Origin of the sequence: Pseudonocardia sp. HH130629-09 (genome assembly GCF_001294645.1) — a bacterium.
Classification (GTDB): Bacteria; Actinomycetota; Actinomycetes; order Mycobacteriales; family Pseudonocardiaceae; genus Pseudonocardia.
This window is the reverse complement of the sequence record NZ_CP011868.1, coordinates 3,462,793-3,489,766: the sequence shown is the minus strand read 5'-3', so window position 1 is coordinate 3,489,766 and position 26,974 is coordinate 3,462,793. Positions and strand designations below refer to the sequence as shown.

Here is a 26,974-nt window from a genome sequence, read left to right as displayed (position 1 = left end):
CACGGGCGGCGGTCGCGCGACGGATGCTCGGCTCCTCGATGACGAGGGGAGCAACGGTGACCGGTGCCGAGAACCGCACGGTCCGGGTGGCGGGCCGCCGGCGCGAGTCCGACGGCGTGGTGTCGCTGGAGCTGGTCGCCGCCGACGGCGGGCGGCTGCCGGACTGGACCCCCGGCGCGCACGTCGACCTCGTCCTCCCCGGCGGGCACACCCGCCAGTACTCGCTGTGCGGGGACCGGTGGGACGCCCACCGCTACCGCGTCGCCGTGCTGCGCGAGGCCGCCGGGCGCGGCGGCTCGGCCTGGGTCCACGACCGGCTCGCCGTCGGCGACGAGATCGGACTCGGCGGGCCGCGCAACAACTTCCCGCTGGTCCCGGCCCCGCGCTATCGGTTCGTCGCGGGCGGCATCGGGATCACCCCGATGCTCCCGATGATCGCCACGGCGGACCTGCTCGGCGCCGACTGGGCGCTGCTCTACGGCGGCCGCACCCGCGGGTCGATGGCGTTCACCGCGGAGCTCGCGGCGCACGGGGACCGGGTTCGGACCGTCCCCCAGGAAGAACAGGGGCTGCTCGACCTGCCTGGCTTCCTGGGCGCGCCCGCGCCGGACACCCGGGTCTACGGCTGCGGACCCGCCCCACTGCTCACGGCGCTGGCACGGGCCACGGCCGGATGGCCGTCGCACGCCGTGCGGACCGAGCGCTTCGTCCCGCGGGCGACCGGCGCCGTCCGCGACACGGCGTTCGAGGTCCACCTCGCCCGCCGCGGGACCGACGTGACCGTGCCCCCCGGGCGCAGCGTCCTCGACGCGGTCGCCGACGCCGGCGTCGACGTGTTGTCCTCCTGCCGGCAGGGCACCTGCGGGACCTGCGAGACGACCGTCCTGGCCGGTGTCCCGGACCACCGCGACTCCGTCCTCGACGACGACGACGAGCGCGCCGCCGCCGACTGCATGCTCGTCTGCGTCTCGCGCTCGGTCGGCCCGCGCCTGGTCCTCGACCTCTGAGCCGTACCCGCCCCGAACGGAAGGCAGCGCCCATGACGGCCGCGCTCGACCACCTGCCCACCACCGACGTCGACCCGTTCGCCCCCGAGGTCCTCACCGACCCGCTCCCGTTCCACGAACAGCTGCGCGCGGCCGGCCCGCTGGTCCGGCTCACCCGCTACGACGTGCTCGCCCTCGGCCGCCACGCCGACGTCCGGGCCGCGCTCGTCGACTGGCAGTCCTTCCGGTCCGGGGCCGGGGTGGGGCTGGCGAACTTCCACACCGAGGCGCCGTGGCGGCCGCCGTCGCTGCTGCTGGAGGCCGACCCGCCGCGCCACGACGCGCCGCGCCGGGTGCTGGGGAAGGTCCTCGGCCCCCGGGCGCTGCGCGTGCTGCGGGACCGCTGGGCCGCCGACGCCGCGGCGCTCGTCGACGAGGTGCTGGCCGGGGGGAACGAGTTCGACGCCGCCCCCGCGATCGCCGAGGCGTTCCCGCTGCGGGTGTTCCCCGACGCTGTCGGGCTGCCCGAGGCGGGCCGGGAGAACCTGTTGCCCTACGGCGACCTGCTGTTCAACGCGTTCGGGCCGCGCAACACGCTGCTGGAGGAGAAGCTGCCGCGGCTCGGGGAGCTCTCGGCGTGGGTGAACACGCAGTGCGCCAGGGAGGCGCTGGCCGCCGACGGCTTCGGCGCCGACATCTGGGCCGCCGCCGACCGCGGTGACCTGACCCCGGAGCAGGCCCCGCTCGTCGTGCGGTCGCTGCTGTCGGCCGGGGTCGACACCACCGTCACCGGGCTCGCGGCGGTGCTGCACGCCGTCGCCACGCACCCGGAGCAGTGGGCGCGGCTGCGCGCCGACCCCGGGCTCGCCCGCGTCGCGTTCGACGAGGCCGTGCGCTGGGAGTCGCCGGTGCAGACCTTCTTCCGGACGACGGCGACCGACACCGAGATCGCCGGCGTGGGTGTCCCGGCCGGGCGCAAGGTGCTGATGTTCCTGGGGTCGGCGAACCGGGACCCGCGGTTCTGGGGACCCGACGCGGGCACCTTCGACCTGGGCCGCGACCCGTCCGGGCACGTCGGGTTCGGGATGGGCCTGCACCAGTGCGTCGGCCAGCACGTCGCCCGGCTGGAGGCCGAGTCGGTGCTGCGGGCGCTCGCCGCGCGGGTCGCGACCATCGAGCCCGCCGGTCCGCCGCGCCGACGGCCCAACAACACCATGCGGGCCTGGGCGTCGATGCCGCTGCGGGTCACCCCCGCCTAGGTGCACACTCCACCCGTGGTCGCGGGCGAACCGGTACTGGCCCGGGCGGTGCGGATCCTGTCGCTGTTCGAGCCGGGGCGGCCCGAGCTGGGCGTCGCCGAGATCGCCCGGGCATCGGGGCTGCACGTCGCCACCGCGTCGCGGCTGGTCGGGCAGCTGGTGGAGCAGGGCCTGCTCACGCGGACCGGCTCCGGTCGGCTGCGGATCGGGATGCGGCTGTGGGAGCTGGGGCAGCGGGCGTCGCCGACGCTGACCCTGCGGGCCGCCGTGCTGCCGTTCCTCGGGGACCTGCACGCCGTCGTCGGGCACCACGTGCAGCTGGGCGTCCTCGACGGCGACGAGGTCATCTTCCTCGAACGCCTCTCCGCCCCCGGGGCCGTCGTCAACCTGACCCGGATCGCCGGGCGGCTGCCGCTGCACGTCTCGTCCTCCGGTCTGGTCCTGCTCGCCCACGCGTCGCCCGACCAGCAGGAACGCGTTCTCGCGGCACCCCTGGAACGACGGACGTCCGCCACGGTGACCGATCCGGCCCGGTTGCGGGTCCTGCTCGCCCGCGTCCGGCGTGACGGCCACGTCGTCACCGAGGGCCACGTGCACCCCGACGCGACCGGCGTCGCGGTCCCGGTGCGGGGCCGGGACGGGGCCGGGACGGGGCCGGGACGGGGCCGTCGTCGCGGCGCTGTCGACGGTGCAGCCGCGCGACGACCGTACCCGCACCCTCGTCCCGGCCCTGCGCGCCGCGGCCCACGGCATCGCCCGGGCGCACGCCGGGGGAGACCCCGCGCGGTGAGGGCGTTCAGCCCAGGAAGTCCTCGACCACCGCGTCGAACGCGGCGGGGTTCTCCAGGAACACGAGGTGCGAGTTCGCCTCGTCGGTCCCGAACACGTGCAGCCGCGCACCCGGGACGCGCTCGGCGATCCAGCGCTGCGACTCCGGGCTCACGTGGCTGCCCTCGCAGCCGACGACCAGCGTCGGGACGTCGATCCGGGGCAGTACGTCGTGCCAGTCCTGGGCGCAGTGGTCGAACAGCAGCGGCACTCCGGCGTGGGCTGGTGTGTGGGTGATCTCCTGGGCGACCAGGGACCACACGTCCTCGGCGGGGGGTGCCGGAGAACATCGAGCGGACGAACGCCTCCCGCACCTTCGGGCCCTCCGGCCCGGCGAGGTTCGCGGCCAGCTCGAGCAGGCCGCCGACGTCGAAGATCGCCCCCGACCCGGCCTGCTCGTCCACCGACATCCACGGCACCGCCGCGACGGCCGCCGGCTGGTCGACCAGCACCAGCCTGCGGATCCGGCCGGTGCCGCGGGTGCCGATGTGGCTCCACAGCACCGAGGCGCCCACCGACCAGCCCAGCAGGTCGGCGCGGTCGAGCCCGAGGTGGTCGAGCAGCTCGACGAGGTCCTGCGCGAGCCGGGCGATGCGGTAGCCGTGGTGGGGCTTGTCGGAGACGCCGTGCCCGCGCTGGTCGTAGGTGACCACGCGGCGGCCGGCGCCGAGTCCGGTGAGCTGGTGGGCGAACATCGCCTGGGTCTGTCCCCAGCCGTGCAGCATCACCAGCGGGACGCCGCCGCCGGAGTCGCGGAAGTCGAGCGTCACGCCGTCGGCGGTGGTGGAGGTGGCCATCGGTCCTCCTCGGGTCCGCGGAGAGTCTGGGGCGCTGTGGCTCCGGTCACCACCTCCGCCGGACGAGTGATCAGGCCGTTCTGTGCTCCGACTGTCGAAGGTGAGCCCGGGCCTCGATGACGTCGAGCGCGGTGTGCCCCGGGTGCAGCGCCAGCCGGGTCGCGCCGTCGGAGACGTCCAGGCCGGTGAGCCGGGCGACCCGGTCGAGCCGGTAGTAGAGCGAGGTCCGGTGGATGTGCAGCCGGGCGGCCGCGGCCGGGCCGTTGCCCGCCTCGTCGAGGTAGGCGCGGACGGTCGCGACCAGCCGTCCGTCGGGGTCGGCGGCGCGGAGCCGGTGCACCTCGGCCGGGAGGGTCTCCTCGGTCAGGTGGTCCGGCGGGACCGCGAGCAGCGGGCCGAGCGCCCCGAGCTCCGACCACCGGGCCACCGGGGGCCGCAGGCCCAGCTCCGCGGCCGTGCACGCGGTCCGGGCCTGCGCGACCGACCCGGCGAGCAGCTCCGGCGCGGCGACCGGCCCGCCGATCCCGGCGACGCAGCGGAACCGGCTGTGGGCCAGCTCCGCGACCCGGTCGACGACCCGGTGCACCCGCCGGGAAGGTCCCCGGCGCCCGCCGCCGGGGAGTCGGCGAGCAGCACCGCGGTGCTGCCGGTGACCGCGGTGAGCCACCCGCACGGGTCGTCGGGGTGACGCCCCGACAGGGCCGTCCGCAGGGCGATCCGGGCGTGCTCCTCGTCCTCGCCCGCGCCGCGTACGTCAACGGCGTCTGCCTGCCCGTGGACGGCGGGCTGTCCGCGCGGTCCCGGTGAGGCCCGGGATCAGGCCCCGGCGCCCGCGCCGACCGGCACCGGGCGCAGGGTCAGCGGCAGCAGGTCCCGGACCTCGGTGCGCAGGGTGTCCAGCGCGTGCGGGTCGTCGCCGGTGAGGAACCCCAGCAGGGCCTGCTGGAACACGCCGTCGACCATCCCGTAGGCGGCGTGCGGGCTGAGCGCGACCGTGGTGCCGGCGAGCTCGGCGTACCGGGTGACGACCCGCCACACCATGTCCTCCAGGGTGCGGTCGATCTGCCCGACGGCCTCGCGCAGGTTCGGCTCGAACATGCTCTGGGCGCGCAGGTCGTACCAGAGGCGGTGCATCGGGGCCTCGTCGACGATCGTCTGGCACAGGGTGTCCGCGAACGCGGTGACCAGGCCTTCGGCGGTCGTCGCGTCGGCGACGGCGCCGTCGTAGCGGGTCACGCACACCGCCTTGTACTGCCGCACGCAGTAGACGATCAGCTCCAGCTTGTCGGCGAAGTAGTAGTGCACGACGCCGTGGCTGTACGGGGAGTTCTGGGCGATCTCGCGCAGCGACGCCCGCGCGTAGCCGAGCTCGCCGAGGGTCTGCAGGGCCGAGTCCGCCAGTGCGCGACGGCGCGCGTCGTGCTTGTCGACCGGGTTCGCCCGTGCCACGCGGCCCCCTCCCGTCGTCCGCCAGGGGCCACTGTAACCGACCGGCGCGCCTCCGACGCCGGTGTTCTGGACGCCTGCCCGACGATGTCTTGACAACTGGTCAGAGATCGCGGCAGCCTATGGCCCACATCACCGATCGACACTGGAGTCGCCGTGACGCAGATCGACCTGACCGGACGCACCGTGCTCGTGACCGGGGGAGCACAGGGACTGGGCGAGGGGATGGCCCGCGCGCTGGCCGACTCCGGTGGCCGGGTCGTCGTCGCCGACCTGCAGGACGAGGCGGGCGGCACGCTCGCGAAGTCCCTCGGCGAGCAGCACGGGTTCGTGCACCTGGACGTCACCGACGACGCCTCCTGGACCAACGCCGTCGCCGAGACGGTGGAGCGGTTCGGTGGACTCGACGTCGTCGTCAACAACGCGGGCGTCGAGGTCACCCAGCTGCTCGCCGACACCGAGCCCGACGACGTCCGCCGGATGCTCGAGGTCAACGTGCTCGGCACGATGCTCGGCATCAAGCACGCCTTCCGCGCCATGCGCCCGGGTGGCGCGGCCGGCCGCGGCGGGGCCGTGATCAACGTGGCCTCGGTGGCCGCGACCATCGCGTTCCCCGCCATCGGCGGCTACTCCGCGACCAAGTCCGGCGTCGACCGGCTCACCCGGGTCGCGGCGATGGAGTCGGGCAAGCTCGGCTACGGGGTGCGGGTCAACTGCGTGTACCCCGGGCTCGTCCCGACCGCGATGGGGCAGAAGCTCGCGGTCGAGACCGCCGGGCTCGGGCTGTTCGAGAGCCCGGAGGCCGCGGTCGGCGCGGTGGTCGAGCTGACCCCGTCGGGTCGGCTCGGCGAGGTCGCCGACATCGCCGACGTGGTCGCGTTCCTGGCCTCCGACGCCGCCCGGTTCGTCAACGGTGCCGGTCTGCCGGTCGACGGCGGCATGGGCATGTGACCCGCCGGGGTCCTCGCCGCCGGGGAGCGCCGGTCCCGGGCGGCGAGGCCCCCGCGGAATGCACCTGGGCGCCGGTCCGGCGGAGGAGCGGACCGCACGCTGGACACCCGGTGTTGACGACGGCTACGGTGACGGTCCGGGCTCGTCGATCCGACGACCGGATCTGCTCGATGTCTCTCACGGGCGACACCCTCTCGGGTGCCGTCGCCGTTCGGCCGTCCGGTACAGCTCCGTGCTCCGACGGCACCACGGGTCGACCGTCCTCGTAGTGGGGACCCGCCCTACCTCCCCCTGGCGGACACATGACCGCGCCCACGCCATCCCGTCGTCTCCTCACCGTCCCGGCGCCCGACACCGTCACCACCGACCCGCAGGTCCACGTCGTTCGCGGCGTTGCCGCGACCGTCGTCATCGGCGTGTCCGGCGAGATCGACCTCGCGACCGGCCCCTCGGTCGAGGCGCGGGTGCTCGCCACGGTCGACTCCGTGCCCGGTGGCCGGGTCGTCCTGGACCTGAACGCAGTGGGGTTCCTCGGGCTGCGTGGTGTGGCGATGCTGCGTGCGGCCGCGGACCGCGCCCGGGCCACGGGCGCCTCCCTGGTGGTGGTGCTGGACCCGGCCGCGCCGGCGGCACGCGCGCTGCGGCTGGTCCCGGGCCGCGGTCTCACCGTGGTCGCGGTCGACGTGCCGGTCGCCGACGCGTCCTGACCCCGGCGCCTGGGCGGCAGCGTCGCCGTCCCGCGGGCCGCGCGGTCAGCGGGGCAGCGGTGGCGCGGCGGCCGCGTCGAACCAGGGTTCGTCCGGGATCGACGGGTCCGGGGTCTCGCGCACCGCCGGGTCCGGGACGCCGTCGGTGGCCTGCGCCGGGCGGGTCGCGCCGAGGTAGTCGTCGCCGCGCCACCGGTACCAGGAGGTCTGCACCGGCATCCCGAACGTCGGCGCGCTCACCATCCGGTCCTGCCCGACGAACGGACCGACGTGGTGGACCTTGTCGGCGGTGCCGTAGAAGACCAGGTCACCCGGGTGCAGCGCGGCCCCGGCGGGCACCTGCGGGCCGCGACGGTACTGGGCGTGCGCGGTCCGCGGCAGGACGACGCCGGCCTCGCCGTAGGCGAAGGCGGTCAGCCCGGAGCAGTCGAATCCGCGGTCGCCGTTCTCCGGCCCGTTGCCACCCCAGACGAACGGCAGCCCCATCTGGCGCAGGGCGACCTCGACCGCGGTGGCCGCCCGCTGCTCGGGCGTCCCCGGCGGCCCGGCCGCGGCGACATCGCCGGTGACGAGCAGCAGGACCACGGTGACGAGCGTCGTCGCGAACGGGGACCGGAGCGGCACGGCGTTCATCCCGGTCGGTTCCTCCCCGTCGCCCGCGGTCGGCGGGTGCGACGCGGTCACCGGGCGGTGACCTGCGCCGAACTGCGCCGAACCTAGGGACGGGATCGGGGCGACCGGTAGCGGAAGCGATCGAGCGGGTGAACGGGGCGACCCGGTCGGTGCCGCCACGGGATGAGCCGTCTCGGGATGCGCGCTCGGGTCTGGCCGAAGGGGCGGGTCAGCCGCCGAGGCCGGGGATGCCCGGCATCTGCGGGAGCACCGGAGTCGAGGCGAACAGGTCGAGGTACATCCCGCCGGAGACCAGCAGGCCCAGGACGCCGAGCACGAGGCCGCCGAGTGCGACCGGCCGGACCCAGGCGCCCGCGGCGGGCCGGGCGGCCGGGCCGAGGACCAGGACGAGCCCGACGAGCACCGCGACCAGCGCGACGACGCCGTTGACCAGGGCGGCGACGTCCCAGGGTGCGCCGTAGAAGGACTCGATGGTGTCGCCGGGGCTGCCGGTCGCAGCCTGGATCTGCCCGACGAGCGACTCGCGCTCGCGCAGCATGTCGCCGACCGAGGTGCCGGTGAGCGAGGCGAGGCCGAGCCCCGCGGCGACGACGGCGCCGGCTCCGGCGAGTCCACCACCGGAGGTCGTCGCCGAGGTCGTCCCGGACGTCACCTCGGAGGTCGGGGTGGTCGTCGCGGTGTCGGCCGGGGTGCCGGACCCGGCCGGCGCGGGCGTCGCCGCGGTGGACGAGTCGCCCGTGGCCGCGCCGGTGTAGGTCGTGTCGGTCGCCTCCGTGCTCCCGGCGGCGGTCGGCGCGCTCTCGGCCGGGGTCGCGGGGGTGTCGGTGGCGGGGGAGTCGGCTCCGGTGCCGCCGGTCGTGTCGGTCGTGGTCGCCCGGTCCGTCGCGACGGAGCCGGACGCGTCGTCGGTCCCCGGGGTACCGGTCGCCGTGCCGCTGTCCGTGGACCTGCTCGTGTCGGAAGCCATGGGCCGCACCGTACGCGAGGTCATGATCGTCGTGGCGGCCCCCCACCTGGGCGGATGCGTCGCCGGTCCGTTCCGTCGGGACCATCACCGGATGGGGGCGATGACCGGTCGCTCCCCGTGCGGTCTAGGAACCGCCGTAGGGCGGCTCACCGGTCTCCGGGACGAGCACCGGGGTGTTCTCGTCGAGGGTCTCGCCGCGGAAGAACGGCCGCAGCCGCACCGCGCAGGCCAGCATCAGCGGCACACCGAGCGCGATCATGCCGACGCCGATCACGAACACCCCGCCGACCGGGCCGAAGGAGGTCTCGCCGTAGCCGGGGTCGAGCATGTCGATCGAGCTCTGCACGAACGCCCACACCATGACCACCCCGCCGAGCAGCGGCAGCAGGCCGCGCATCAGCAGGTCGCGCGGTGAGCGCAGCAGGGTGCGCCGGAAGTACCAGACGCAGGCGAAGGCGGTGATGCCGTAGTAGAACGCCACGGCCAGGCCGAGCGAGGCGACGGTGTCGAGCAGCGCGTCCGAGCTGACCAGGCCCAGCACGAAGTAGAAGACCACCGCGGACAGACCCATGACGACGGTGGCGAACCCGGGCGTCGCGTAGCGGGGGTGGACGCTGCCGAAGCGGGGCGGGACCGCCCCGTAGACGGCCATCGCCAGCGCGCCGCGCGCGGTGGGCAGGATCGTGGTCTGGGTCGACGACGCCGCCGACACCGCGACGGTCAGCAGCAGCACCGCGGTGAGCGCCGTGCCGCCCATCGGCGCGCCGAGCAGGGTGAGCACGTCCTCGGAGTGCTCGGGGTTCGCCAGGCCGATCCCGGTCGCGCCGAACCCGGCGTAGGACTGCAGTGCGACGGCGACGACGACGTAGATCGCCAGCAGGATCACCGTGGCCAGGAGCGCGGCCCGGCCCGGGGTGCTCGTCGAGCCGCGGGTCTCCTCGCCGACGGCCAGGCAGGCGTCCCAGCCCCAGTAGACGAAGATGCACAGGATCAGTGCCTGCGCCGCGGCCGAGCCGGAGATCCCGGTCGGGTCGAACCAGCTCCAGCTGGGCAGCACGGCCTGCGGGCCGGCGTCGCCGGAGTACACCAGCCACAGCGCACCGGCGGCCAGTACGGCGAGCACCACGATCTGGAAGACGATCAGCGCGTTCTGGAACCGCTCGGACAGCACGATCCCGCGGTGGCTGATCCAGGTCATGACCAGGATGAACAGCACCCCGACACCGACCTTGACCAGGGTGTTCTCCGCGGCGGCGTCGAACCCGAGCGCACGCAGGGTGTAGACGGCGGCGATCTCGGCGACGTTGGCCAGCACGATGATCGCCGACACCGCGACGCCCCAGCCGCCCATCCAGCCGACCCACGGCCCGAAGGCCTTGGTGCCCCAGGTGAACGTGGTCCCGCAGTCGGGGACCGCGCGGTTCAGCTCGCGGTAGGCGACGGCGACGAACAGCATCGGCACGAACGCGACGAGGAACATCGCGGGCGCCTTCTCGCCGACGGCGAGGACGACGTAGCCGAGCGTCGCGGCCAGGCTGTAGGCGGGCGCGGTGGCGCCGAGCCCGATGACGGTGTTGCCCCACAGGCCCAGCGCTCCGGTCCGGAGCCCCTTCGGGCCGGCCTCCACGAGGGGAGGCGGTGCGGCGGCGGTCAACCGCCGATCTCGGCGGTGAGGATGGTGGGCACGGTCGTTCCCCGTCTCGTCTGCGCCCGCCCGGGTCGGCGGCGGCACACAGGATGCGGCACGGGCGCACCCGAACGGAAACGCCGGTGTCGTGTCTCACGCCCCGGACCGGCCACCGGACCGGCCACCGGGTGGGCCGGCGGATCGGCCGGCCGATCCGCCGGGGGTTCAGCACTGCCGGTGCGGCGTGCCCCGGACGCTGAACCAGTAGGCGCCCGCCTCGGCGCCGGAGATCTCGGTGCGGACCTCGGCGGTGGCCGGGCGGCCGAAGCGGCGCCGGATCGCCTTGCGGGCCGTCTTCTCGATGCGGGCGGCGAGCCGCTCCGGCTCGGAGTGCCCGGCCATGGTCAGCACGGCGACGAAGGCGTACCGGGCCGGTCCGCGACGTGGCCAGGGCCCGGTGCCGTCGGCCAGGGACAGCTCGACGGTCATCGGACGCTTGCGGTGCGTGTGCAGGGCACGGGTCAGCTCGGCCTCCACGACGTCCGCCTCGACGCCCGCGGGCGCCTCGATGCGGACGATCGCCATGACGGCGCTCGCCGCGGACCCACCTGTCACCACGGTCACGGTCATGTGCTCCTTCCGGGTGCGCACCGCCCCCACGAAGGCGCGCATCACGGACACTCATGCCCTGTCCACCCGGTCATGAAACAAGGACTTGACCGAAGAAGGTGCGTCAGGATCACGAGAACTGCTCATGGCGCCACCCGAACGGATCAGTGCGGTGTCGTCCCCGTCACTGCTGGACGTGCGGCGCGGGTCAGGCGTTCGAGGACCTCCAGGACGTGTTCGTAGTCGCGGCCGGTGGCCCGGCTCATGCCGAGCTCGCAGGTGCGGTTGCAGGAGGCGTGGGCGTCGGCGTCGACCCCGGAGAGCTCCCACGCCTGCCCGGCGGTGGCCGCCGCGGTCAGCTCCGGGTGCAGCATCCCGCGGTCCCCGGCGAAGCCGCAGCAGCTCCACGAGTCGGGGACGACGACGTCGTCGGCGACGGCCGCGGCCAGGCGCCGCAGCGGGTCGAGCAGGCCGAGCCGGGTGGCCGAGCAGGTCGGGTGCAGGACGAGCCGGGCCAGCCGGGCGGGCACGGTGAGCGCGGGCAGGATCCGTTCGGCGGTGAGTGCGACCGCGTCGAGGACCTGCAGGCCGCGGTAGCGTTCCGGCCCGGACGCGACCATCACCCGCAGGCCCTCGGTGCACGACGACGCGTCGGACACCACCGGGATCGCCCCGCCGCGGCTCGTCGTCCACAGCGCGGGCAGGACCCGCTCGGCCATCACGGCGAACCCGTCGTACAGCCCCTTGGACTTCCACGGCGTGCCGCAGCACAGCGACCCCAGGCCGGCGGGTGCGCTCGCCCGCAGCCCCGCCCGTCCGCAGAGGCGGGAGAACGCCTCGCCCGCGCCGGGGCCCGCCGAGCCGAACATGGCACCGGTGCAGGAGGAGAACAGGACGAGGTCGGCGTCGGTGGACACCAGACCGCCGGGGACCCGGCGCCCGCCGCCGCGGGGCAGGTCGGGGCTCCACTGCGGCACCTGCTCGGGGTCGGCGACCCGGCGCAGCGCCGCGGAGGCGGGCCCGGCGCCGGGAACGGTCTTGGCGACCGTGAGGGCCAACCCGGCGGCCCGGGTGGTGGCGCCCCAGTGCTTCGCGGCGAGGGTCCAGCCCGCGCCGGCGGGGCCGTGGTCGCGTTCGCCGCGCAGCCGTCGCACCAGGTCACCGGTGTCGATCAGGACGGGGCAGGCCGTGCCGCACATGCCGTCGACGGCGCAGGTGTCGACGCCGTCGTAGGCGTAGTCGGCCTCCAGCTCGGCGAGCAGGGCGTCGTCGCCCGCGGCCCGGGCGGCGGCCATCTCGCGGCGCAGCACGATCCGCTGCCGCGGGGTGGTGGTCAGGTCGCGGCTGGGACAGACCGGCTCGCAGAACCCGCACTCCACGCAGCGGTCCACCTCGGACTCGACGGCCGGGGCGGTCTTGAGGCCTGCCAGGTGCGCGGTGGGGTCGTCGTCGAGGACGACGCCGGGGGAGAGGATCCGCTGCGGGTCGCACAGCCGCTTGATCTCCTGCATGACCTCGTAGAGCTCGTCGCCGTACTGGCGGCGGACGAACGGCGACATCATGCGGCCGGTGCCGTGCTCGGCCTTGAGCGTCCCGCCGTGGGCGAGCACGAGGTCGACCATGTCGTCGGTGAACCGACCGAAGCGGTCCCGGCCGCCCGCCGTGCCCGAGTCGTCGAGGGTCTCGGTCAACATGAAGTGGACGTTGCCGTCCTTGGCGTGCCCGAAGATCACGGCGTGGTCGTAGTCGTGCTTCGCGAACAGCGCGATCAGGCCCTCGCAGGTCGCGAGCAGGTCCGGGACGGGTACGGCGACGTCCTCCAGCAGCGCCGCGGTGCCCGGCGGGCGGGCGCCCGCGACCTTGGCGTAGAGCGCCTTGCGCAGCGTCCACAGCCCGGCCCTCGCGACCGGGTCCGCGGACAGCTCCCGCGGGCCCCGCAGCGGCAGCCCGGAGATCAGGCCGGAGGCGTCCCCGGCGAGCTGGGTGACCTCGTCGGCGGTGTGCCCGCGGTACTCCACGAGGAACGCGGCGTGCTCGTCGACGGTCAGCGCCCGCAGCCGCGGGTCGGCGTCGGTGTCGCCCTGTCCGACCCGCAGCGACGTCGCGTCCAGCAGCTCGATCGTCGCGGCGCCGGAGTCCACCAGGCCGGGCAGGGCCCGGTTGGCCGCGGCGAGGTCGTCGAACACCAGCAGCCCGGTACGGGTGTGGGAGAGCACCGGCACGGTGCGCATGGTGATCGAGGCGAGGAACGCCAGCGTCCCCTCGGAGCCGACGAGCAGCCGGGCCAGGATCTGCGCCGGGTCGTGGTGGTCGAGGAAGGAGTTCAGGCCGTAGCCCATGGTGTTCTTCAGCGCGAACTGGCGCTCGATCTCGGTGCGCAGCGCCGTGTTGCCGCGGAGCCGGTCGCGCAGCCGGGCCAGGCCCGCCCACAGCCGCGGCTCGCGGGCGCGCAGCTCGTCGTCGGCGCCGGGTGCGCCGGTGTCCAGCGTGGTGCCCGACGGCAGGACGAGCTCGACCGAGTCGAGCAGCGCGTAGCTGTTCGCGGCGGTGCCGCAGGCCATGCCGGAGGAGTTGTTCGCGACGACCCCGCCCAGGGTGCAGGCGACCTCGCTGGCCGGGTCCGGGCCGAGCATCCGGCCGTGCCGGGCGAGCCGGGTGTTGACCGAGCGCACCGTCGCGCCGGGCCCGACGCGCACCCGCTCGCCGCCGTCCAGGATCTCGACGTCGCGGAAGTGCCGTCGGACATCGACCAGGATCCCGTCGGTGACGCCCTGCCCGGACAGGCTCGTCCCGCCCGAGCGGAACGTCACCGGCACCCCGCCCACCGCGCGGAACAGCGCGGCGACCTCGGCGGCGCTCGACACCGTCACCACCGCGGCCGGGGTACGGGCGAAGTGCGACGCGTCGTGCGCCATCCGGAGCCGGTCGATCGCCCGGGTGGCGACGGCGGCCGGCCGGATCGCGGCGGCGAGCCGGTCGTGCAGGGCGAGCAGCGCCGGGCGGCCTGCCGGGTCGGTGGGCGATGTCTCCGCGGGCGATCCGGTGAGGGTCACGGTGGTGCTCCTGGCGTGTGGTGGGACGCGCGTGCACCCACCCTGCACCAGGCTCAGCCCCGTGCCGAGGGAAAGTCGGGGGGACGCTTCTCGCGCAGCGCGGCGGCGCCCTCCACCACGTCGGGGCCCATGAAGGTCAGCATCTCGTAGGCGGCGGACTGCTCGAAGGCCGGTCCCGCGCTGCGCAGCCACGAGTTCAACGCCCGCTTGGTGAGCCGGATGGCCTGCTGGGAGCCGGTGCCCAGGGCGTGCGCGACCCGCAGTGCCTCGTCGAGGACCTGGTCGCGCGGCACCGCCTTCGCGACCATCCCGAGCCGCTCGGCCTCGGCGCCGGTGACCATCTCGCCGGTCAGCAGGTAGTAGCGGGCCTTCGCCATCCCGGCCAGCAGCGGCCAGATGATCGCGGCGTGGTCCCCGGCGGCGACGCCGAGCTTCACGTGGCCGTCGCCCAGCTTCGCGTCCTCGGCGGCGATCGCGATGTCGGCGAGCAGCGCGACGACCACCCCGGCGCCGACGGCGACGCCGTTGATCGCCGACACGACCGGCTTCTCGCAGTCGATGATGTTCCAGACCAGGTCGGACATCTCCCGGAGCATGTGGGAGACGCGTTCGTGGTCGCCGGCCATCCGCTCGACCATGCCGAGGTCGCCGCCCGCGGAGAACGCCTTCCCGGCCCCGGTGATCACCGCGACCCGGGTGGCGGCGTCGGCGGACACGTCCCGCCAGACCCGCGCGAGCTCGCCGTGCAGGACCTCGTCGGCGGCGTTGTACTTCGCCGGGTTGTCGATGGTGATGAGCAGGACGCCGTCGTCGCGGCGCTCGAACCGCAGCTGGGTGTAGGTGCTCGGATCGAGGGTCATGGGGGTCCTCCGGGGGGCTGCGGGCAGAGCGTGTCGAGGAGTCGAGGGCGTCCGCGACCCCGGCCACGACGACGTCGCCCGCCCCGTGGTCACTCTGCACCGGCGGGCCCGAGCCCGTCGGGCCGCTCAGCGCACGACGCGCAGCGGGCCGGAGGGCCGGTCGAAGACGATCGGGAGAGTGTCCTCGCGCGGGTCCGGGGTCCGGGGGAGGACCTCGGTCGGGGGCTCGGCGTCCTCGGGTGGACGGCGCATCCGGGGGAGGACGCCGGTCGGCGGGTCGGGCTCCCCGGTCGGCGGGCGCATCCGGGGCAGGACGCCCGTGGGCGGCTCGGTGCGGTCGGCGGGCTGCCCGGCAGAGTCCGCGGCGGGCCGCACGGTGGGCTCTGCGGCGGGCTCTGCGGTCGGCTCCGCAGCGCCCTCCGCGGCGTTGGCGGCGCGGCAGTCGGCGAGCAGCTCCCGCACGTCGTCGGTCACCGTGTGCCCGTCGCCGAGCGCCCGCTCGGCGACCTCGAGCGTCGCGGCGAGCAGCCCGGCCGCGCCGCGCAGGTCGCCGGTGTCGGCACGCGCGATCGCCACCGCGGCGCGGGAGGCGATCGTGCAGGGATGGGTCTCGCCGAGCACCCGTGTCCGCCGGGTGACCACGTCCTCGTGCCGGCGGACCGCCTCCTCGGCGTCGCCGGTCTCCCGGTGGGCCGCGGCCACGGCGTCGGCGGCCGCGAGTGAGGCCGGATGGTCCGGGCCGAGCAGTGCCTCCCGGGCGGCGAGGTTGCGGGTGGCGAGCTCCAGCCCGCCGGTGCGGTCGTAGCCGAGCAGCAGCGCGACGGCGAGGGTCCCCTCGGCGACGAGCGTGTCGGGGTCGTCCGGACCCAGGTCGCGACGGGCGGTGGTGAGGACCTGCTGGGCGCGACGGGTGGCGTCCAGCAGCGCGGGCATGTCGCCCCGACGTCCCGCGGTGCGCACGTCGGTCGCGGCGCGGTCGTGACGGACGCGCAGGTCCTCGCGCAGGGGGGCGGTCGTCGTCGACCGTCCGGCACCTCGGTGCCGGGCGAGAACCCTCCGCTCGGTCATGGACAACCCGACCCCCTCCATACTCCGAGAACGAGCCGCGATCACTCGAACGGCCCACCCGCTAGTAACGGAGCGTACTTGTTAGGGGGAACAACGCGCACCTCGGAGGGGTGTTCGATGAAGAGACTCGTTCTTTCGTCACTTTGTGTGACAGCGAGCGCGCGGACCGTCCGTGGGCCACCCGGCCGTGCGGTCGGCGACCCCGAACGGGTGCACGGCCGTCGCGGCACCTGGAGCGCGGTGCCCGTGTGCTCGACAATCGCGTGAACGCAGTGCGGAGAGGGGACGTCGTGTCGAGGCAGGGGGACGCCGACCACACCGATGGTGAGGTCGCGGACGACGCAGGGGCGGTGCGGCGTCCAGACACCGGCGCCGACCCCGTCGCCGGTGACCGAGTGGACCGGCCGGTGCGCCGGCCCTTCCGCCCGCCGCCTCCACGGCCCCCGCTGCGGCCGACGTCGCCCTTCCTGGGGGTGGCGCCGCTCGTCGCCCCGCCCGCGGACCAGCCCGGTCCTCCGGGCATCGAGGCGTTCGGGGCCGGCGTGACGCCGCTCCGTGTGGTGCCGGATGCCGCTGCACCGTCCTCCGACGACCCCGCAACCGCGGATCCGGTGCTCACCGCCGAGGTGCCCGCCGCGACGGGTGCTGCGCCGGATTCCGGCACGTCCGACCGTGATCGGGAGAGCACCGTAGAGCCGGGCCCGGCCTCCGCCGCGCCCGCCTCCGTCGAAGCGACCGCTGCTGCGTCGACCCCGGCCACGTCGACCCCTGCTGGGGCGACGGCCGCTGCGTCGACGGCCGCTGCGTCGACGGCCGCTGCGTCGACGGCTGCCGCGGGACCGGGATCCACGGCGCCCGCTGCCGCTGCGCCGGGCATCGCCGGGCCGAGCGTGCCCGGAGCGCCGCCCGTCCCACCGCCCGACGGCGCCCGCTCGCTGCCACCGCCGACCGGCCCTCACCCGGCCCTGCCCGGTGTCCCCGCGGTCGGGTCGCGCGCGACGCCCCGGCTCACGGCAGCGGTGCTGGTCGGATCCCTGCTGGCGGCCGCCGGTGCGGCCGCGGGCGCGGTCGCGCTGGTGTCGGAGCAGAGCGACGGCGGAGGCTGGCCCGGCGCGACCGACCCGACGGCGGTGACCCGCCCGGACGGGGTGACCGCGGGTCTCCCCGGGGGGCCGGGACCCATGGTCCCGATGCCCGGGGTCTCCTCCGGTGACGGGGCGCCTGATCGGTTCGCCTCGCCGGGTCGGTACCGGGCCGACCCGGGTCCCGACCGCGCGTCCCGCCCGGACCCGGCCGCGGGCCCGGACGAGCGGCGGGGCGGTCCCGCGACACAGCTCCCGGCATCGAGCGCGGCACAGCGCCCGGCACCGAGCCCGGCACCGGGCGGCGGCCGCGCACCGGCGGCGCCCTCCGCTCCGCCGGCTCCGGGCGGACCGGCGGCGGGTGGCCGGGTGGCACCGGCTGCCCCGGCTCCGGGCGGAGCGGCCGCTCCGGCTCCGGGCGGGACCGGTCCGGCGGCTCCGGGCGCGCCCGCCGGGGGGACGACCCCGTCGGGCTCCGTCGGCGCTGGCACGGGACAGCCCTCCGGTACCGGAGCCGCACCGGTCCCGGCGCCCCCGGCGGGAGCCGGGCCCGCGTCGGGCCCGGGACCGGGAGCAGGGACGGGATCCGGCACGGGGACCGGGAACGGGGTCCCGGACGCGACCGGCCCCGGATCCGGCGGTGGCACCGGCGGCCCGTCGACCGGACACCCGCCGGCGGCCGGCACCGCAGGCGGCGGCCCTGCAGGAGGCGGCCCTGCAGGAGGCGGCGCTGCGGGTGGCGGCGCTGCGGGTGGCGGCGCTGCGGGTGGCGGCGCTGCGGGTGGCGGCACCGCACCGACGGCCCCGGCCGGCCCCGGGGCCTGACCCGCCCGGGACCGACGGACGTGGCGGCGGGCGACTCAGCCCGCCGCCAGGATCTGCTCCCGCAGGATGTCGGCGTGCCCGCAGTGGTGGGCCAGCTCCCGCAGGACCTGCAGCAGCAGCCAGCGGACCGTGATCGGGTACCCGCGTCCGGTCACGGTGTCGTCGAGCGCCAGCCCGGCCACGGCGTCCCGGGAACGCTCGCACACCCGCAGGTAGTGGTCCCGGACCGAGTCGATGGTCTCGTCGTCACGGGGCAGGAACGACTCCTCCACGGTCTCGGGAATGCCGAGCTCCGCGCGCGTCGCGCCGTGGACCCCGATGCCGAACCACACCGTCTCCATGAACGCGGCGTGCCGGACCAGCCCCAGCAGCGTCGTCGCCGATGGGACCAGCCGCCGTCGCGCCTGCTCCTCGGTCAGCCCGTCGAGAAGGCCGGCGATCAGCGTCCGGTACTCCTCGACGAACGCCGTCAGCTGGGTCCGCTCGTCGCCGACCATCACCGCGAAGGGATCGCTCATGGGAGCGACCGTACGACCGTGGTCGGACGGCGCATATCGTTCCCCGCTCCGACGCGTCCGGCCGGCCCGGGCCCGCATCGTTGCAGCATGAGTACGACAGACCGGATCCCCGGCCCACCGCAGGTGCCACCCGCACGACCGGACAGCGGGTCGTGGCCGCGCGGCCGGCACCGTCCCGGACGGACCCGGGTGGCCGGCCTCGACGCCGCCCGCGGTCTCGCGGTCCTCGGCATGATCGTCGCGCACGTCGCCGTCGCCGCGGGGCCGAGCTGGCTGGTGCAGGCGGTCACCGGGCGCGCCGCGGTGCTGTTCGCGGTGCTCGGCGGGGTGTCGCTGACCATGATGGCCGCGCCCGTCCTCGCCGCGCCGACCGCGCGGAACCGAGCGTGGCTGCGCCGCCGGATCGCGGTGCGGGGACTGCTGCTGGTGGCCCTCGGGCTGCTCCTGGCCGAGATCAGCAGTGGACCGATGGTCATCCTCGTCGTCTACGGGGTGCTGTTCTGGCTGCTCCTGCCGGTGCTGTTCGCGCCGGCCCTGGTGCTCGCGGTCGCCGCCGCGGTCTGGGCCGTCGCCGGGCCGCTGCTGTCCTGGTTGCTGCGTGCCCGGTTCGGGTCCACCCCCGACGCCGACGGCCGGACGGTGCTCGGCGCGACCGTGCAGCTGTCCGACCTCACCTCGCCCGCCGGCCTGCTCCACGCGCTCGACACGGTGCTGCTCAGCGGCGCCTACCCCGTCCTGACCTGGATGCCGTTCCTGCTGCTCGGGATGGCGCTCGGCCGGCTCGACCTGCGCACCGCGGGCCCCCGGCTGGTCGCCGGCGGGGCCGCCGGCGCGGTGCTCGGCTACGGCGGGTCCTGGCTGGCGCTGGACGTCCTGGGTGGGCGCGACGCGCTCCTGGCGTCGGTCGCGCCCGTCGCCGACCGGCTCGGCGTCCCGGCCGAGCTCGCGTTGCAGCTGCTCGGCGGCACCGCCCTGGGCACGGTCGCCACCACCACACCCGCCTGGCTGCTCGCCGCGACCCCGCACAGCGGCAGCCCGTTCGACGTCGTCGGGGCGGCCGGGGTCGCCGTCGCGGTGCTCGGCCTGTGCCTGCTCGCCGCGCGGTACGGGGGACGGCTGCTCGACCCGCTCACCGCGACCGGCGCGCTCGCGCTGACCCTGTACGCCGGGCACATCGCGCTGCTCGCCGCACTCGGCGGGTGGCCGCAGGACGCGCCGTGGGCGGCAACGGCGCTGGTCGCGGGCCTGGCGGTGGTCACGGCGTGGACCTGGCGCCGGCTCGTCGGGCGCGGTCCGCTGGAGGCACTGGTACACGGCGTCTCCGTCCGCGCCGCCGGGTCTCCGCCCACGGTCGGAGACCGGGGATCGGACCCCGCTCCGATGCCTCGCGCGGCCGCCCCGCGCGAGGCTGGGGACATGGACAGGACGACGGCGGGCCGGGGGGCCGACACGATCGGGTATCGGCGATCATCGACCACGGGGTCGGCACGGCCGGCGCGACAGGTGCCACAGGCCCGTCCCGGCCGGGAGGAGACGCGATGAGCACCGCGACACGGCTGCGGGACGCCGTGCGCCGGCTGCCCGCGCTGCGCTCGTCGCCCTCGGAGGCCCCGACCCTCGTCGAACGTGCGGTGGCACTCGGCCGGCGCAACCCCGTCGTCGTCGACGCCGTGCTGGCCGCCCTGCTCATCTGGGTCGCGGTCAGCTGGACACTGGAGGGCAAGGGCGTCCGCTCGGACATGCGGATCGAGGCGCTGGTCGTCTCCGTGCTGGCGTCGCTGCCCGTCCCGCTGCGCCGGGTGTACCCGATGCCGGCCGCGATCGCGACCGCGGTCGTCGCGCTGGTCTGTACCTTCGGGCTGCCCGGCACGATGGCCGCGTACCTGCTGCCGTCGCTGGTCATGGGGTACTCGGCCGTGGCCTACGGGCCCCGCTGGGCGGGCTGGCTGGCGCTGGTCGTGCTCATGGTGGGGGTGTTCGGACCGTTCGTGGCCCGCGGCCCGGCGTCCCTGTTCGCCTCCCCGGACATGACACCGCTGGTGGCGCTGGCCCTGATCGGGGCGATGGCGACGGTCCCGCTGCTGGTGTGGCTGCTCGGGTCGCTCCGCCGCGCCGCCCACCGCCGCACCCTCGACCTGCGCGAACGCAACCGGCTGCTGGAGGAGAGCCGCCGCCAGGAGGTCCGCCTCGAGCTGCTGGCCGAGCGGTCGCGGATCTCCCGCGAGGTGCACGACGTCGTCGCCCACTCGCTGTCCGGGATCATTGCCCAGGCCGACGGCGGCCAGTTCGCCGCGCAGCGCGACCCGGCGAAGGCCGTCGAGGTGCTCGCCGGCATCGCGACGACCGGCCGTTCCGCGCTGTCCGACGTCCGCGGTCTGCTGTCGATGCTGCGCGACACCGGCCCGGACGACGGCACCGACACCGACCCCGCGCGTCCTCAGCCCGGCGTCGGCGACGTCCCCGCACTCGTCGAGCAGGTCCGCACCGGCGGGCTGCCGGTGGACCTGCGGACCGTCGGCACCCCGCGGGAGCTCCCGACCGGCCCCGGTCTGAGCGTCTACCGGATCGTGCAGGAGTCGCTGACCAACGTCATCAAGCACGCGGGGACCGGCGTGCCCACCCACGTCGAGCTGCGGTGGACCCCCGACGAGCTGACCGTGCGCGTCCACGACGAGGGCGCCCGCGGCCCCGTCCCCACCCCGCCGCGCGGCGGGCACGGCCTGACCGGCATGCGGGAGCGCGCCGCCCTGCAGCTCGGTCGAGGCCGGACCGCGCGCCGACGGCGGCTGGACGGTCCGGCTGCGCCTGCCCCTGACACCCCCGGCCCGAGGAGAACGGTGAACCCCGTACGACTGATGCTCGTCGACGACCAGGAGCTGGTCCGTACCGGCTTCGCGATGGTGCTCGACTCCTGCGACGACCTCGCCGTCGTCGCCCAGGCCGGCGACGGCGAGGCCGCACTCGCCGAGCTGGACCGCACCGAGGTCGACGTCGTGCTGATGGACGTGCGGATGCCCCGCCTCGACGGCATCGCCGCCACCCACCGGGTCGTCGCCGAGCACCCCGGGGTGCGGGTCCTGGTGCTGACCACCTTCGACCTCGACGAGTCCGTCACCGAGGCCATCGCCGCCGGTGCCAGCGGCTTCCTGCTCAAGGACGTGTCCCCGCAGGATCTCATCGAGGCCGTCCGCACCGTGCACCGCGGCGACTCGGTCGTCGACCCCGTCTCCACCCGGCGGCTGCTGCGCGCCACCCGGCCGCTGCTCACCGCGCCCGAGCCGGCCGCCGCGGAGCCGTCGGTGGACGCCGTCGCCGCGCTCGCCGAGCTGACCCCGCGGGAGCGGGAGGTGCTCGTCCTCGTCGGCAACGGCCGGTCGAACGCCGAGATCCGGGCCGACCTCGTCGTCTCCGAGGCGACGGTGAAGACCCACATCGGGCACCTGCTCGCCAAGACGCAGTCGCGTGACCGCGTCCAGCTCGTCGCGCTGGCGTTCCGGGCAGGTCTGGTCAGCTGAAGTACCGGCCGCCCCGCTCAGAAGCCCGGGTAGTCGCGCAGGTTGACCTGGTCGCAGGTCAGCGCGAACGCGTCGACCTCCTCCGGCGACGGCGGTGTCGCCCGTGCGGCGAACTCCGCCAGCCCCCGGAAGTAGCGTTCCCGCGGCGCGCCGGGCACGAACAGGATGAGGAACCGCGCGTCGCTGTCCGGGCCGGTGCGGAACGCGTGCACGCCCCGGTGCGGGACGTGCACCAGGTCACCCGGCACGGCCTCGGTCCGGGTCTCGCCGGTCATGATCCGCAGCGCGCCGTCGAGGACGTAGAAGCTCTCGGTGAACCCGGTGTGCAGGTGCGGCAGCGCGCCGGGGGAGTCCGCCGGGATCCACGACTCGAACAGACCGAACCCGCCACCGACCTCCGTGCCGGGGGCGGCGAACCGGGTCCACGAGCCGGTCGGGGAGGTCACGGCGCGCTCGGTGGTCGCGGCGGGGCGCCACACCGCGCCGGGCTCGGGAAAGCTCACGCACCGAACGTAGCGGACCGGTGACCGGGCGTCCCGGCGCTGCGGCCGGTCACCGCCCGCGCGGGGGCCGTGGGGGAGCGCCGGGGCGGCGAGCGCCCCTCGGTATCGTCACCGGCGCTGCCGGAGGCGTCCGGCCGTGGCCGGAGCGGAGAGGTGGGTGAGGCACGTGCGCGTTCTCGCCCCGCTGACGTTGCTGGTCCTGGCCCTGGTGCTCTGCGCGGGACCCGCCGTCGCCACCGCCTCGGGCGGCCACGGCGCCGCGCCGGCGGTCGTCGTCGGCTCGGACTGCTCGCAGCACCCGCTCACGCTGCTGCACCCGGGGGACTGCGAGCAGGCCCCCCGCCGCGACGACGACGTGCCGGTCCCCACGCTGGTCCCGGTCGCCGTCGTCTCCGTCCTGCCCTCCGGGCACGCGGGCGTCGCGCCACCCACCGCACCGGAACGGACCCTGTGCGCGCCGTCGCCGGTGGAGCACCTCTGCGTGGACCGCAACTGAGGCGTGCGGTCACCCCGCCACCGTGTCCCCGCACCCGTTCCGACCCGGCCACCGTGCCGGGCCCGTGGAGGAAGACTCCCGATGACCCGCAACGTGAAGATCTCCCTGGCCGCCCTCGGCGCGTTCGCGCTGATCGTGGCCGCCCTGCTGTTCGCGACGCGTCCCGACGCCCCGGAGACCGGCGCCGCCGCCGGCACGCCCGACAGCCTCGTCACCGCCGACGCCGCCCGCCTCAACGACGCCCCGAACGCCTCGGCCACCCTGGTCGAGTTCGCCGACTTCCAGTGCCCCGCCTGCGGCCAGGTCCAGCCGATCATGGACCAGCTGGTGGCGCAGTACGGCGACCGCGTGCAGTTCGTGTTCCGCAACTTCCCGCTGCCGATGCACCAGAACGCCGAGGCGGCCGCACTCGCCGGTGAGGCCGCCCGCGCCCAGGGCGCGTTCCACCCGATGTACGAGCGGCTGTTCCAGACCCAGCGCGACTGGTCCGAGTCCACGGACGCGGCGACGGTGTTCCGCGGCTACGCCCAGGACCTCGGCCTCGACCTGAACGCCTACGACGCCGCGATCGCCGACCCGGCGACCGCCGCGAAGATCCAGGCCGACAAGGACGCCGGGACCGCCGCGGGCGTCGAGGGCACCCCGACGATCTTCGTCAACGGCGAGAAGGTGCAGCTCCGCTCGGTACAGGACATCACCGACGCCCTCGACGCCGCGGTGAACCGATGAGCGTCCCGTCGGCGCCCTCCGCGGCACGGACCGAGGAGTTCTCCCGCGTCACCCCCGACGCCCCGGCCGTGCCGGGGCCGGTGCCGCGGTTCCTGCCGTGGCTGCTCGTCGTCGGCGGCGTGCTGGGGTCGGTCTCGGCGTTCACACTGACCGTCGAGCGCATCGAACTGCTGATGGACCCGAGCTACACGCCGTCGTGCAGCATCAACCCGGTGCTGTCCTGCGGGTCGGTCATGACGACCCCGCAGGCGGCGTTCTTCGGGTTCCCGAACCCGCTGCTCGGGATCGGGGCGTTCGCGGTCGTGGTGACGACGGGTGTTGCCCTGCTGGCCGGGGCCCGCTTCCCGCGCTGGTGGTGGGTGGGGCTGACCGTCGGGTCCGCGCTCGGCGTCGTGTTCGTGCACTACCTGATCGTCCAGAGCCTGTACCGGATCGGCGCGCTCTGCCCGTACTGCATGGTCGTATGGGTCGTGACGATCCCGATCTTCTGGTACTCGCTGCTCGCGACCCTGGACGCCCTCGGCGGCGGCGCGCGTGCGCTGCACGCCCGGATCGCCGGCTACCACGCGGTGCCGGTCGTGCTGTGGTTCCTGGTGATCGCGGCGCTGATCCTGCAGCGATTCTGGACCTACTGGTCCTCGCTGCTCTGAGCTGCTCTGAGCCGTTCTGCGTTGCTCCGAGCTGCTCTGGGTCGCTCTGAACCGGTCCGCGGGGCCGGGGACACACGTCCCCGGCCCCGCGACGGTCAGCGCTCCCGGCGGAGGTCCGCGGCGTCGATCCCCAGCACATGACGCAGGTACAGCGGCCGGATCGCGGCCACGCAGGCCAGGAACGGCAGCACGACGGCCGCCAGCAGCGGCCACACCGCGGGCGGCGCCGCCATCCCGAACAGGGGGGCGAGCGGGGTGTAGGGCACCGCGAGCCCGGCGAGCACGACGGCGCACACCGTCGCCACCACCGGCCGCGACGCGCGTCCCGCCCTGGTCCGCAGCAGGAGCAGCACCAGGACCTGGGACAGCATGCCCTCGGAGAACCAGACGGCCTGGAACACCGCCTGCTCCTGCGGGGTGTCCAGGCCCAGGAAGCGCCACACCGCCCAGAACGTGACCAGGTCGAACGCCGAGGCCAGCGGCCCCAGGACCGCCATGAACCAGAGCATCCCGCGGGTGTCCCAGCGCCGGGGCCGCGCCGTCCACCCCGGCTCCACTCGGTCGAACGACAGCGAGAGCGCGGCCACGCCGAACAGCACGCCCTGCAGCAGCAGCTGCGCGGGCAACAGCGGCAGGAACGGCAGCACCGCGGAGGCGACCAGCACCGACAGCGTGTTGCCGACGTTCAGCGCGGCGGTCACGGTCAGGTAGCGGGTGGCGCGGCCCAGGGTCCGCCTGCCCTCCTCGACCGCGGAGACGACGACGTCGGGGCTGCGGTCGGTCAGCACGATGTCCGCGGCCGCCCGCGCGGCGGGCACCGCCCCGTCGACGCCGATCCCGACGTCGGCGATCCGCAGCGCGCCGACGTCGTTGAGGCCGTCGCCGAGGAACCCGACGGTGTGCCCGCGGGCCTGCAGCGCGGCGACGACCCGCTCCTTCTGCAGCGGTCCGAGCCGGGTGAACAAGGTGGTGCGCTCCACCGCGCGGGCCAGCGCGACCTCGCCCAGCGCGTCGAGCGCGGCCCCGTCGAGGACCCCGGTGACGGCGATCCCGGCCCGCGCGCACACCTGCTCGGCGACCGCGGTGTCGTCGCCGGTCAGGACCTTCACCGCGACGCCCTGCTCGGCGAAGCGCTCCACCGCACGGGCCGCGGACTCCCGCACCGGGTCGACCATCCCGACGAAGCCCAGCAGCAGCAGGTCGCGCTCGGGATCGTCGTCGTCACCGGCGCCGAGCGGGCGCAGCAGGGGTGTCCGGCGGGTGGCGACGGCGACGACCCGCAGCCCGGTCGCGCGGTGTCCGGCCACCGCGTCGGCGGCCGCGACCCGCAGCGACGCGGTCAGCTCGACGGGCCCGCCCGCGCGCGCGACCCGGGTGCAGCGGGGGAGCACGGTGTCCGGGTCACCGCGCACGATCACCAGCTCACCGGGGTCGTGCGCGTCGCGCAGCACCACCGCGGAGCGGCGACGGGCGTGGTCGAACGGCAGTTCCTCGACCCGGGTGAGCAGGCCGTGGGCCAGCAGCGCCGACCCGTCCCGGTCGGCGGCGGCCATGGCGTCGTCGAGGCCGTCGCGCGGGGTGGTCTGGAAACGCACCGCGACCGCCGCCGCGTCCGCCGGGGCGGGGTCGGGACGGCCGTCGACGTCGACGGAGTGGGTGAACACCACCCGGTCCTCGGTGAGCGTGCCGGTCTTGTCCAGACAGGCGACGTCGATCGACCCGAGGTCGTGGATGGCCTCCGGACGGGTCACCAGCACCCCGGACTCGCGCAGCCGGGTGGTGCCGCGCAGCAGCGTGGTCCCGACGATCAGCGGCAGCAGCTCGGGGGCCAGCCCCACCGTGACGACGACGGCGAACAGCAGCGCCTGCCGCACGTCGCCGGACACCTCGACGTTCACCAGCAGCACCAGCGGCGCCGCGAGCAGCATGCAGCGCACCAGTGCCCGGCGCACCGACCGCAGGCCCCGGTCCACCTCCGACTCCGGCCGGGGACGGCGGCCGCGCCCGGCGAGCTCCTCGGTGTGGGTGTGCGCGCCGGTGGCCAGCACGACCGCCGTCGCGGTGCCGCGCACCACGGTGCTCCCGGCGAACAGCAGCGCCGGGTGCGCGGTGACCGGCCCGTCGTCGGACCCGGCCCGCGACGGCCGTCGCCGCGGCGCCGGGCGCGGCCCCCGTGACGACGGCGCCCGTGACGACGGCGGAGCCTTCGCCACCGGCAGCAGCTCCCCGGACAGCGACGACTGGTCGACCAGCAGGTCCCGGGCGCGCAGCAGCCGCGCGTCGGCCGGGACGGGGTCGCCTGCGCCGAGCAGCACGACGTCGCCGGGCACCAGGTCCTCCGGCGGCACCTCGCTGCCCCGCGGTGTCGTCCCGGGGGCAGGGCGGCGGCGGACCGTCACCGTGGTCGCGGCGTGCGCCCGCAGCTCCCGCGAGAGCCGGTCGCTGCGGACGGCGTGCCACAGGCACAGCCCGACGCCGAGCGCGGCGACCACGAGCACCAGCGTCGCGCTGCCGGGGCTGCCGGCGACGGCGAGCAGCACCCCGAGCACCGTCATCAGGCCGGAGAACGGGCCGGCGAGCGCGCGGCGGGCGCGGGCGGCCGCGCCCGTACGCCGGACGGCGTCGGTGGCGTTGTCGCCGTGGACGTGCAGCCGCAGCGCGGCGGTGTCCTCACAGAGTCCGCGGCGCGAGGACTCCAGGCCCCGGAACAGCGCGAACGCGTCGGCGTCCGCCCAGCGCCGCAGCGCGGGCTCGCCGGGCGTGGCGGGCGGACCGGCGGGTGCGGGTGGTGGCCGCGCCGCGGCACCGTCGCGTCCGATCGCCCGGTCCAACGGTGCTCCTCCGGTCCCCGGCACCGCGTCCGGC

Annotated in this window: 21 protein-coding genes and 3 pseudogenes; 11 read left to right on the top strand and 13 right to left on the bottom strand. The window is 75.7% G+C overall.

Going from position 1 to position 26,974, the window contains the following annotated elements; genetic code table 11:
* Positions 1-23 precede the first annotated feature (23 nt).
* The 3 genes and pseudogenes from XF36_RS15990 to XF36_RS30505 form a co-directional block, all read left to right on the top strand.
* Complete coding sequence (locus XF36_RS15990) at positions 24-1,007, top strand: PDR/VanB family oxidoreductase (protein ID WP_064485440.1); 984 nt, start codon at positions 24-26, stop codon at positions 1,005-1,007.
* Positions 1,008-1,039: 32 nt separating this feature from the next.
* Positions 1,040-2,245 carry a cytochrome P450 gene (locus XF36_RS15985; protein WP_060712608.1) on the top strand — a complete coding sequence of 402 codons (1,206 nt, stop codon included), beginning with the start codon at positions 1,040-1,042 and terminating at the stop codon, positions 2,243-2,245.
* Positions 2,246-2,824, top strand: a pseudogene (locus tag XF36_RS30505) (IclR family transcriptional regulator); the annotation flags it as partial.
* A 362-nt stretch (positions 2,825-3,186) separates the two neighbouring features.
* On the opposite strand, the pseudogene XF36_RS35655 reads toward XF36_RS30505, so the two are convergent.
* Positions 3,187-3,768: pseudogene (locus tag XF36_RS35655) on the bottom strand (alpha/beta fold hydrolase); the annotation flags it as partial.
* A 172-nt stretch (positions 3,769-3,940) separates the two neighbouring features.
* Positions 3,941-4,456 carry a PucR family transcriptional regulator gene (locus tag XF36_RS32485; protein ID WP_060712607.1) on the bottom strand — a complete coding sequence of 172 codons (516 nt, stop codon included), beginning with the start codon at positions 4,454-4,456 and terminating at the stop codon, positions 3,941-3,943.
* A 98-nt stretch (positions 4,457-4,554) separates the two neighbouring features.
* On the opposite strand from XF36_RS32485, the gene XF36_RS34875 reads away from it, so the two are divergent.
* Entirely contained in the window at positions 4,555-4,677 is a 123-nt protein-coding gene (locus tag XF36_RS34875) for a hypothetical protein (RefSeq protein WP_255357053.1), read from the top strand.
* Positions 4,678-4,686: 9 nt separating this feature from the next.
* Here the strand turns inward: XF36_RS34875 and XF36_RS15970 are convergent, their stop codons facing one another.
* Positions 4,687-5,319 carry a TetR/AcrR family transcriptional regulator gene (locus tag XF36_RS15970; RefSeq protein ID WP_060712606.1) on the bottom strand — a complete coding sequence of 211 codons (633 nt, stop codon included), beginning with the start codon at positions 5,317-5,319 and terminating at the stop codon, positions 4,687-4,689.
* 153 nt (positions 5,320-5,472) lie between these two features.
* Between XF36_RS15970 and XF36_RS15965 the strand changes: the two genes are divergently transcribed.
* Together XF36_RS15965 and XF36_RS15960 are read left to right on the top strand one after the other, a co-directional pair.
* Positions 5,473-6,267: an SDR family NAD(P)-dependent oxidoreductase gene (locus XF36_RS15965; protein ID WP_060712605.1), complete on the top strand. Its 795-nt coding sequence runs from the start codon at positions 5,473-5,475 to the stop codon at positions 6,265-6,267.
* 302 nt (positions 6,268-6,569) lie between these two features.
* Positions 6,570-6,974 (top strand): STAS domain-containing protein, encoded by a 405-nt coding sequence (locus tag XF36_RS15960; RefSeq protein ID WP_060712604.1) that lies wholly within the window; start codon positions 6,570-6,572, stop codon positions 6,972-6,974.
* 156 nt (positions 6,975-7,130) lie between these two features.
* Here the strand turns inward: XF36_RS15960 and XF36_RS35650 are convergent.
* The 8 genes and pseudogenes from XF36_RS35650 to XF36_RS15915 form a co-directional block, all read right to left on the bottom strand.
* A pseudogene (locus XF36_RS35650) lies at positions 7,131-7,505 on the bottom strand (C40 family peptidase); the annotation flags it as partial.
* A 310-nt stretch (positions 7,506-7,815) separates the two neighbouring features.
* Entirely contained in the window at positions 7,816-8,574 is a 759-nt protein-coding gene (locus tag XF36_RS15950; protein WP_060712602.1) for a hypothetical protein, read from the bottom strand.
* 124 nt (positions 8,575-8,698) lie between these two features.
* On the bottom strand, positions 8,699-10,201 hold the full coding sequence (locus XF36_RS15945; RefSeq protein WP_238588904.1) for an APC family permease: 1,503 nt from the start codon (positions 10,199-10,201) through the stop codon (positions 8,699-8,701).
* 225 nt (positions 10,202-10,426) lie between these two features.
* The gene (locus tag XF36_RS15940) at positions 10,427-10,873 is read right to left on the bottom strand and encodes a hypothetical protein (RefSeq protein ID WP_145981382.1); all 447 of its coding nucleotides are present in this window, start codon (positions 10,871-10,873) and stop codon (positions 10,427-10,429) included.
* 101 nt (positions 10,874-10,974) lie between these two features.
* Positions 10,975-13,863: an FAD-binding and (Fe-S)-binding domain-containing protein gene (locus tag XF36_RS15935; protein ID WP_238588903.1), complete on the bottom strand. Its 2,889-nt coding sequence runs from the start codon at positions 13,861-13,863 to the stop codon at positions 10,975-10,977.
* Positions 13,864-13,916: 53 nt separating this feature from the next.
* On the bottom strand, positions 13,917-14,723 hold the full coding sequence (locus XF36_RS15930) for an enoyl-CoA hydratase/isomerase family protein (RefSeq protein WP_060712599.1): 807 nt from the start codon (positions 14,721-14,723) through the stop codon (positions 13,917-13,919).
* Between the two features lie 126 nt (positions 14,724-14,849).
* The gene (locus XF36_RS15925) at positions 14,850-15,791 is read right to left on the bottom strand and encodes a tetratricopeptide repeat protein (RefSeq protein WP_168169526.1); all 942 of its coding nucleotides are present in this window, start codon (positions 15,789-15,791) and stop codon (positions 14,850-14,852) included.
* 1,942 nt (positions 15,792-17,733) lie between these two features.
* Positions 17,734-18,216: a DinB family protein gene (locus XF36_RS15915; protein ID WP_060712596.1), complete on the bottom strand. Its 483-nt coding sequence runs from the start codon at positions 18,214-18,216 to the stop codon at positions 17,734-17,736.
* Between the two features lie 87 nt (positions 18,217-18,303).
* Between XF36_RS15915 and XF36_RS15910 the strand changes: the two genes are divergently transcribed.
* Positions 18,304-19,758, top strand: coding sequence for a heparan-alpha-glucosaminide N-acetyltransferase domain-containing protein (locus XF36_RS15910; RefSeq protein ID WP_202968403.1), 1,455 nt, complete (start codon positions 18,304-18,306; stop codon positions 19,756-19,758).
* The gene (locus tag XF36_RS35225; protein ID WP_082375454.1) at positions 19,755-21,731 is read left to right on the top strand and encodes a response regulator; all 1,977 of its coding nucleotides are present in this window, start codon (positions 19,755-19,757) and stop codon (positions 21,729-21,731) included. The genes XF36_RS15910 and XF36_RS35225 overlap by 4 nt, the downstream gene beginning before the upstream one ends.
* 17 nt (positions 21,732-21,748) lie before the next feature.
* On the opposite strand, the gene XF36_RS15900 is transcribed toward XF36_RS35225, so the two are convergent.
* Entirely contained in the window at positions 21,749-22,234 is a 486-nt protein-coding gene (locus XF36_RS15900) for a cupin domain-containing protein (protein ID WP_064485439.1), read from the bottom strand.
* Between the two features lie 166 nt (positions 22,235-22,400).
* Between XF36_RS15900 and XF36_RS15895 the strand changes: the two genes are divergently transcribed.
* The 3 genes from XF36_RS15895 to XF36_RS15885 all read left to right on the top strand — a co-directional run bounded on the left by XF36_RS15895 (position 22,401) and on the right by XF36_RS15885 (position 24,109).
* The gene (locus XF36_RS15895; protein WP_020626885.1) at positions 22,401-22,730 is read left to right on the top strand and encodes a hypothetical protein; all 330 of its coding nucleotides are present in this window, start codon (positions 22,401-22,403) and stop codon (positions 22,728-22,730) included.
* An 81-nt stretch (positions 22,731-22,811) separates the two neighbouring features.
* Positions 22,812-23,459, top strand: coding sequence for a DsbA family protein (locus XF36_RS15890; protein WP_060712593.1), 648 nt, complete (start codon positions 22,812-22,814; stop codon positions 23,457-23,459).
* Positions 23,456-24,109, top strand: coding sequence for a vitamin K epoxide reductase family protein (locus tag XF36_RS15885; protein WP_082375453.1), 654 nt, complete (start codon positions 23,456-23,458; stop codon positions 24,107-24,109). The genes XF36_RS15890 and XF36_RS15885 overlap by 4 nt, the downstream gene beginning before the upstream one ends.
* A gap of 95 nt (positions 24,110-24,204) precedes the next feature.
* Here XF36_RS15885 and mgtA read toward each other — a convergent pair whose 3' ends face one another.
* Positions 24,205-26,940 carry a magnesium-translocating P-type ATPase gene (gene mgtA / locus XF36_RS15880; protein WP_060712592.1) on the bottom strand — a complete coding sequence of 912 codons (2,736 nt, stop codon included), beginning with the start codon at positions 26,938-26,940 and terminating at the stop codon, positions 24,205-24,207.
* Positions 26,941-26,974 lie beyond the last annotated feature (34 nt).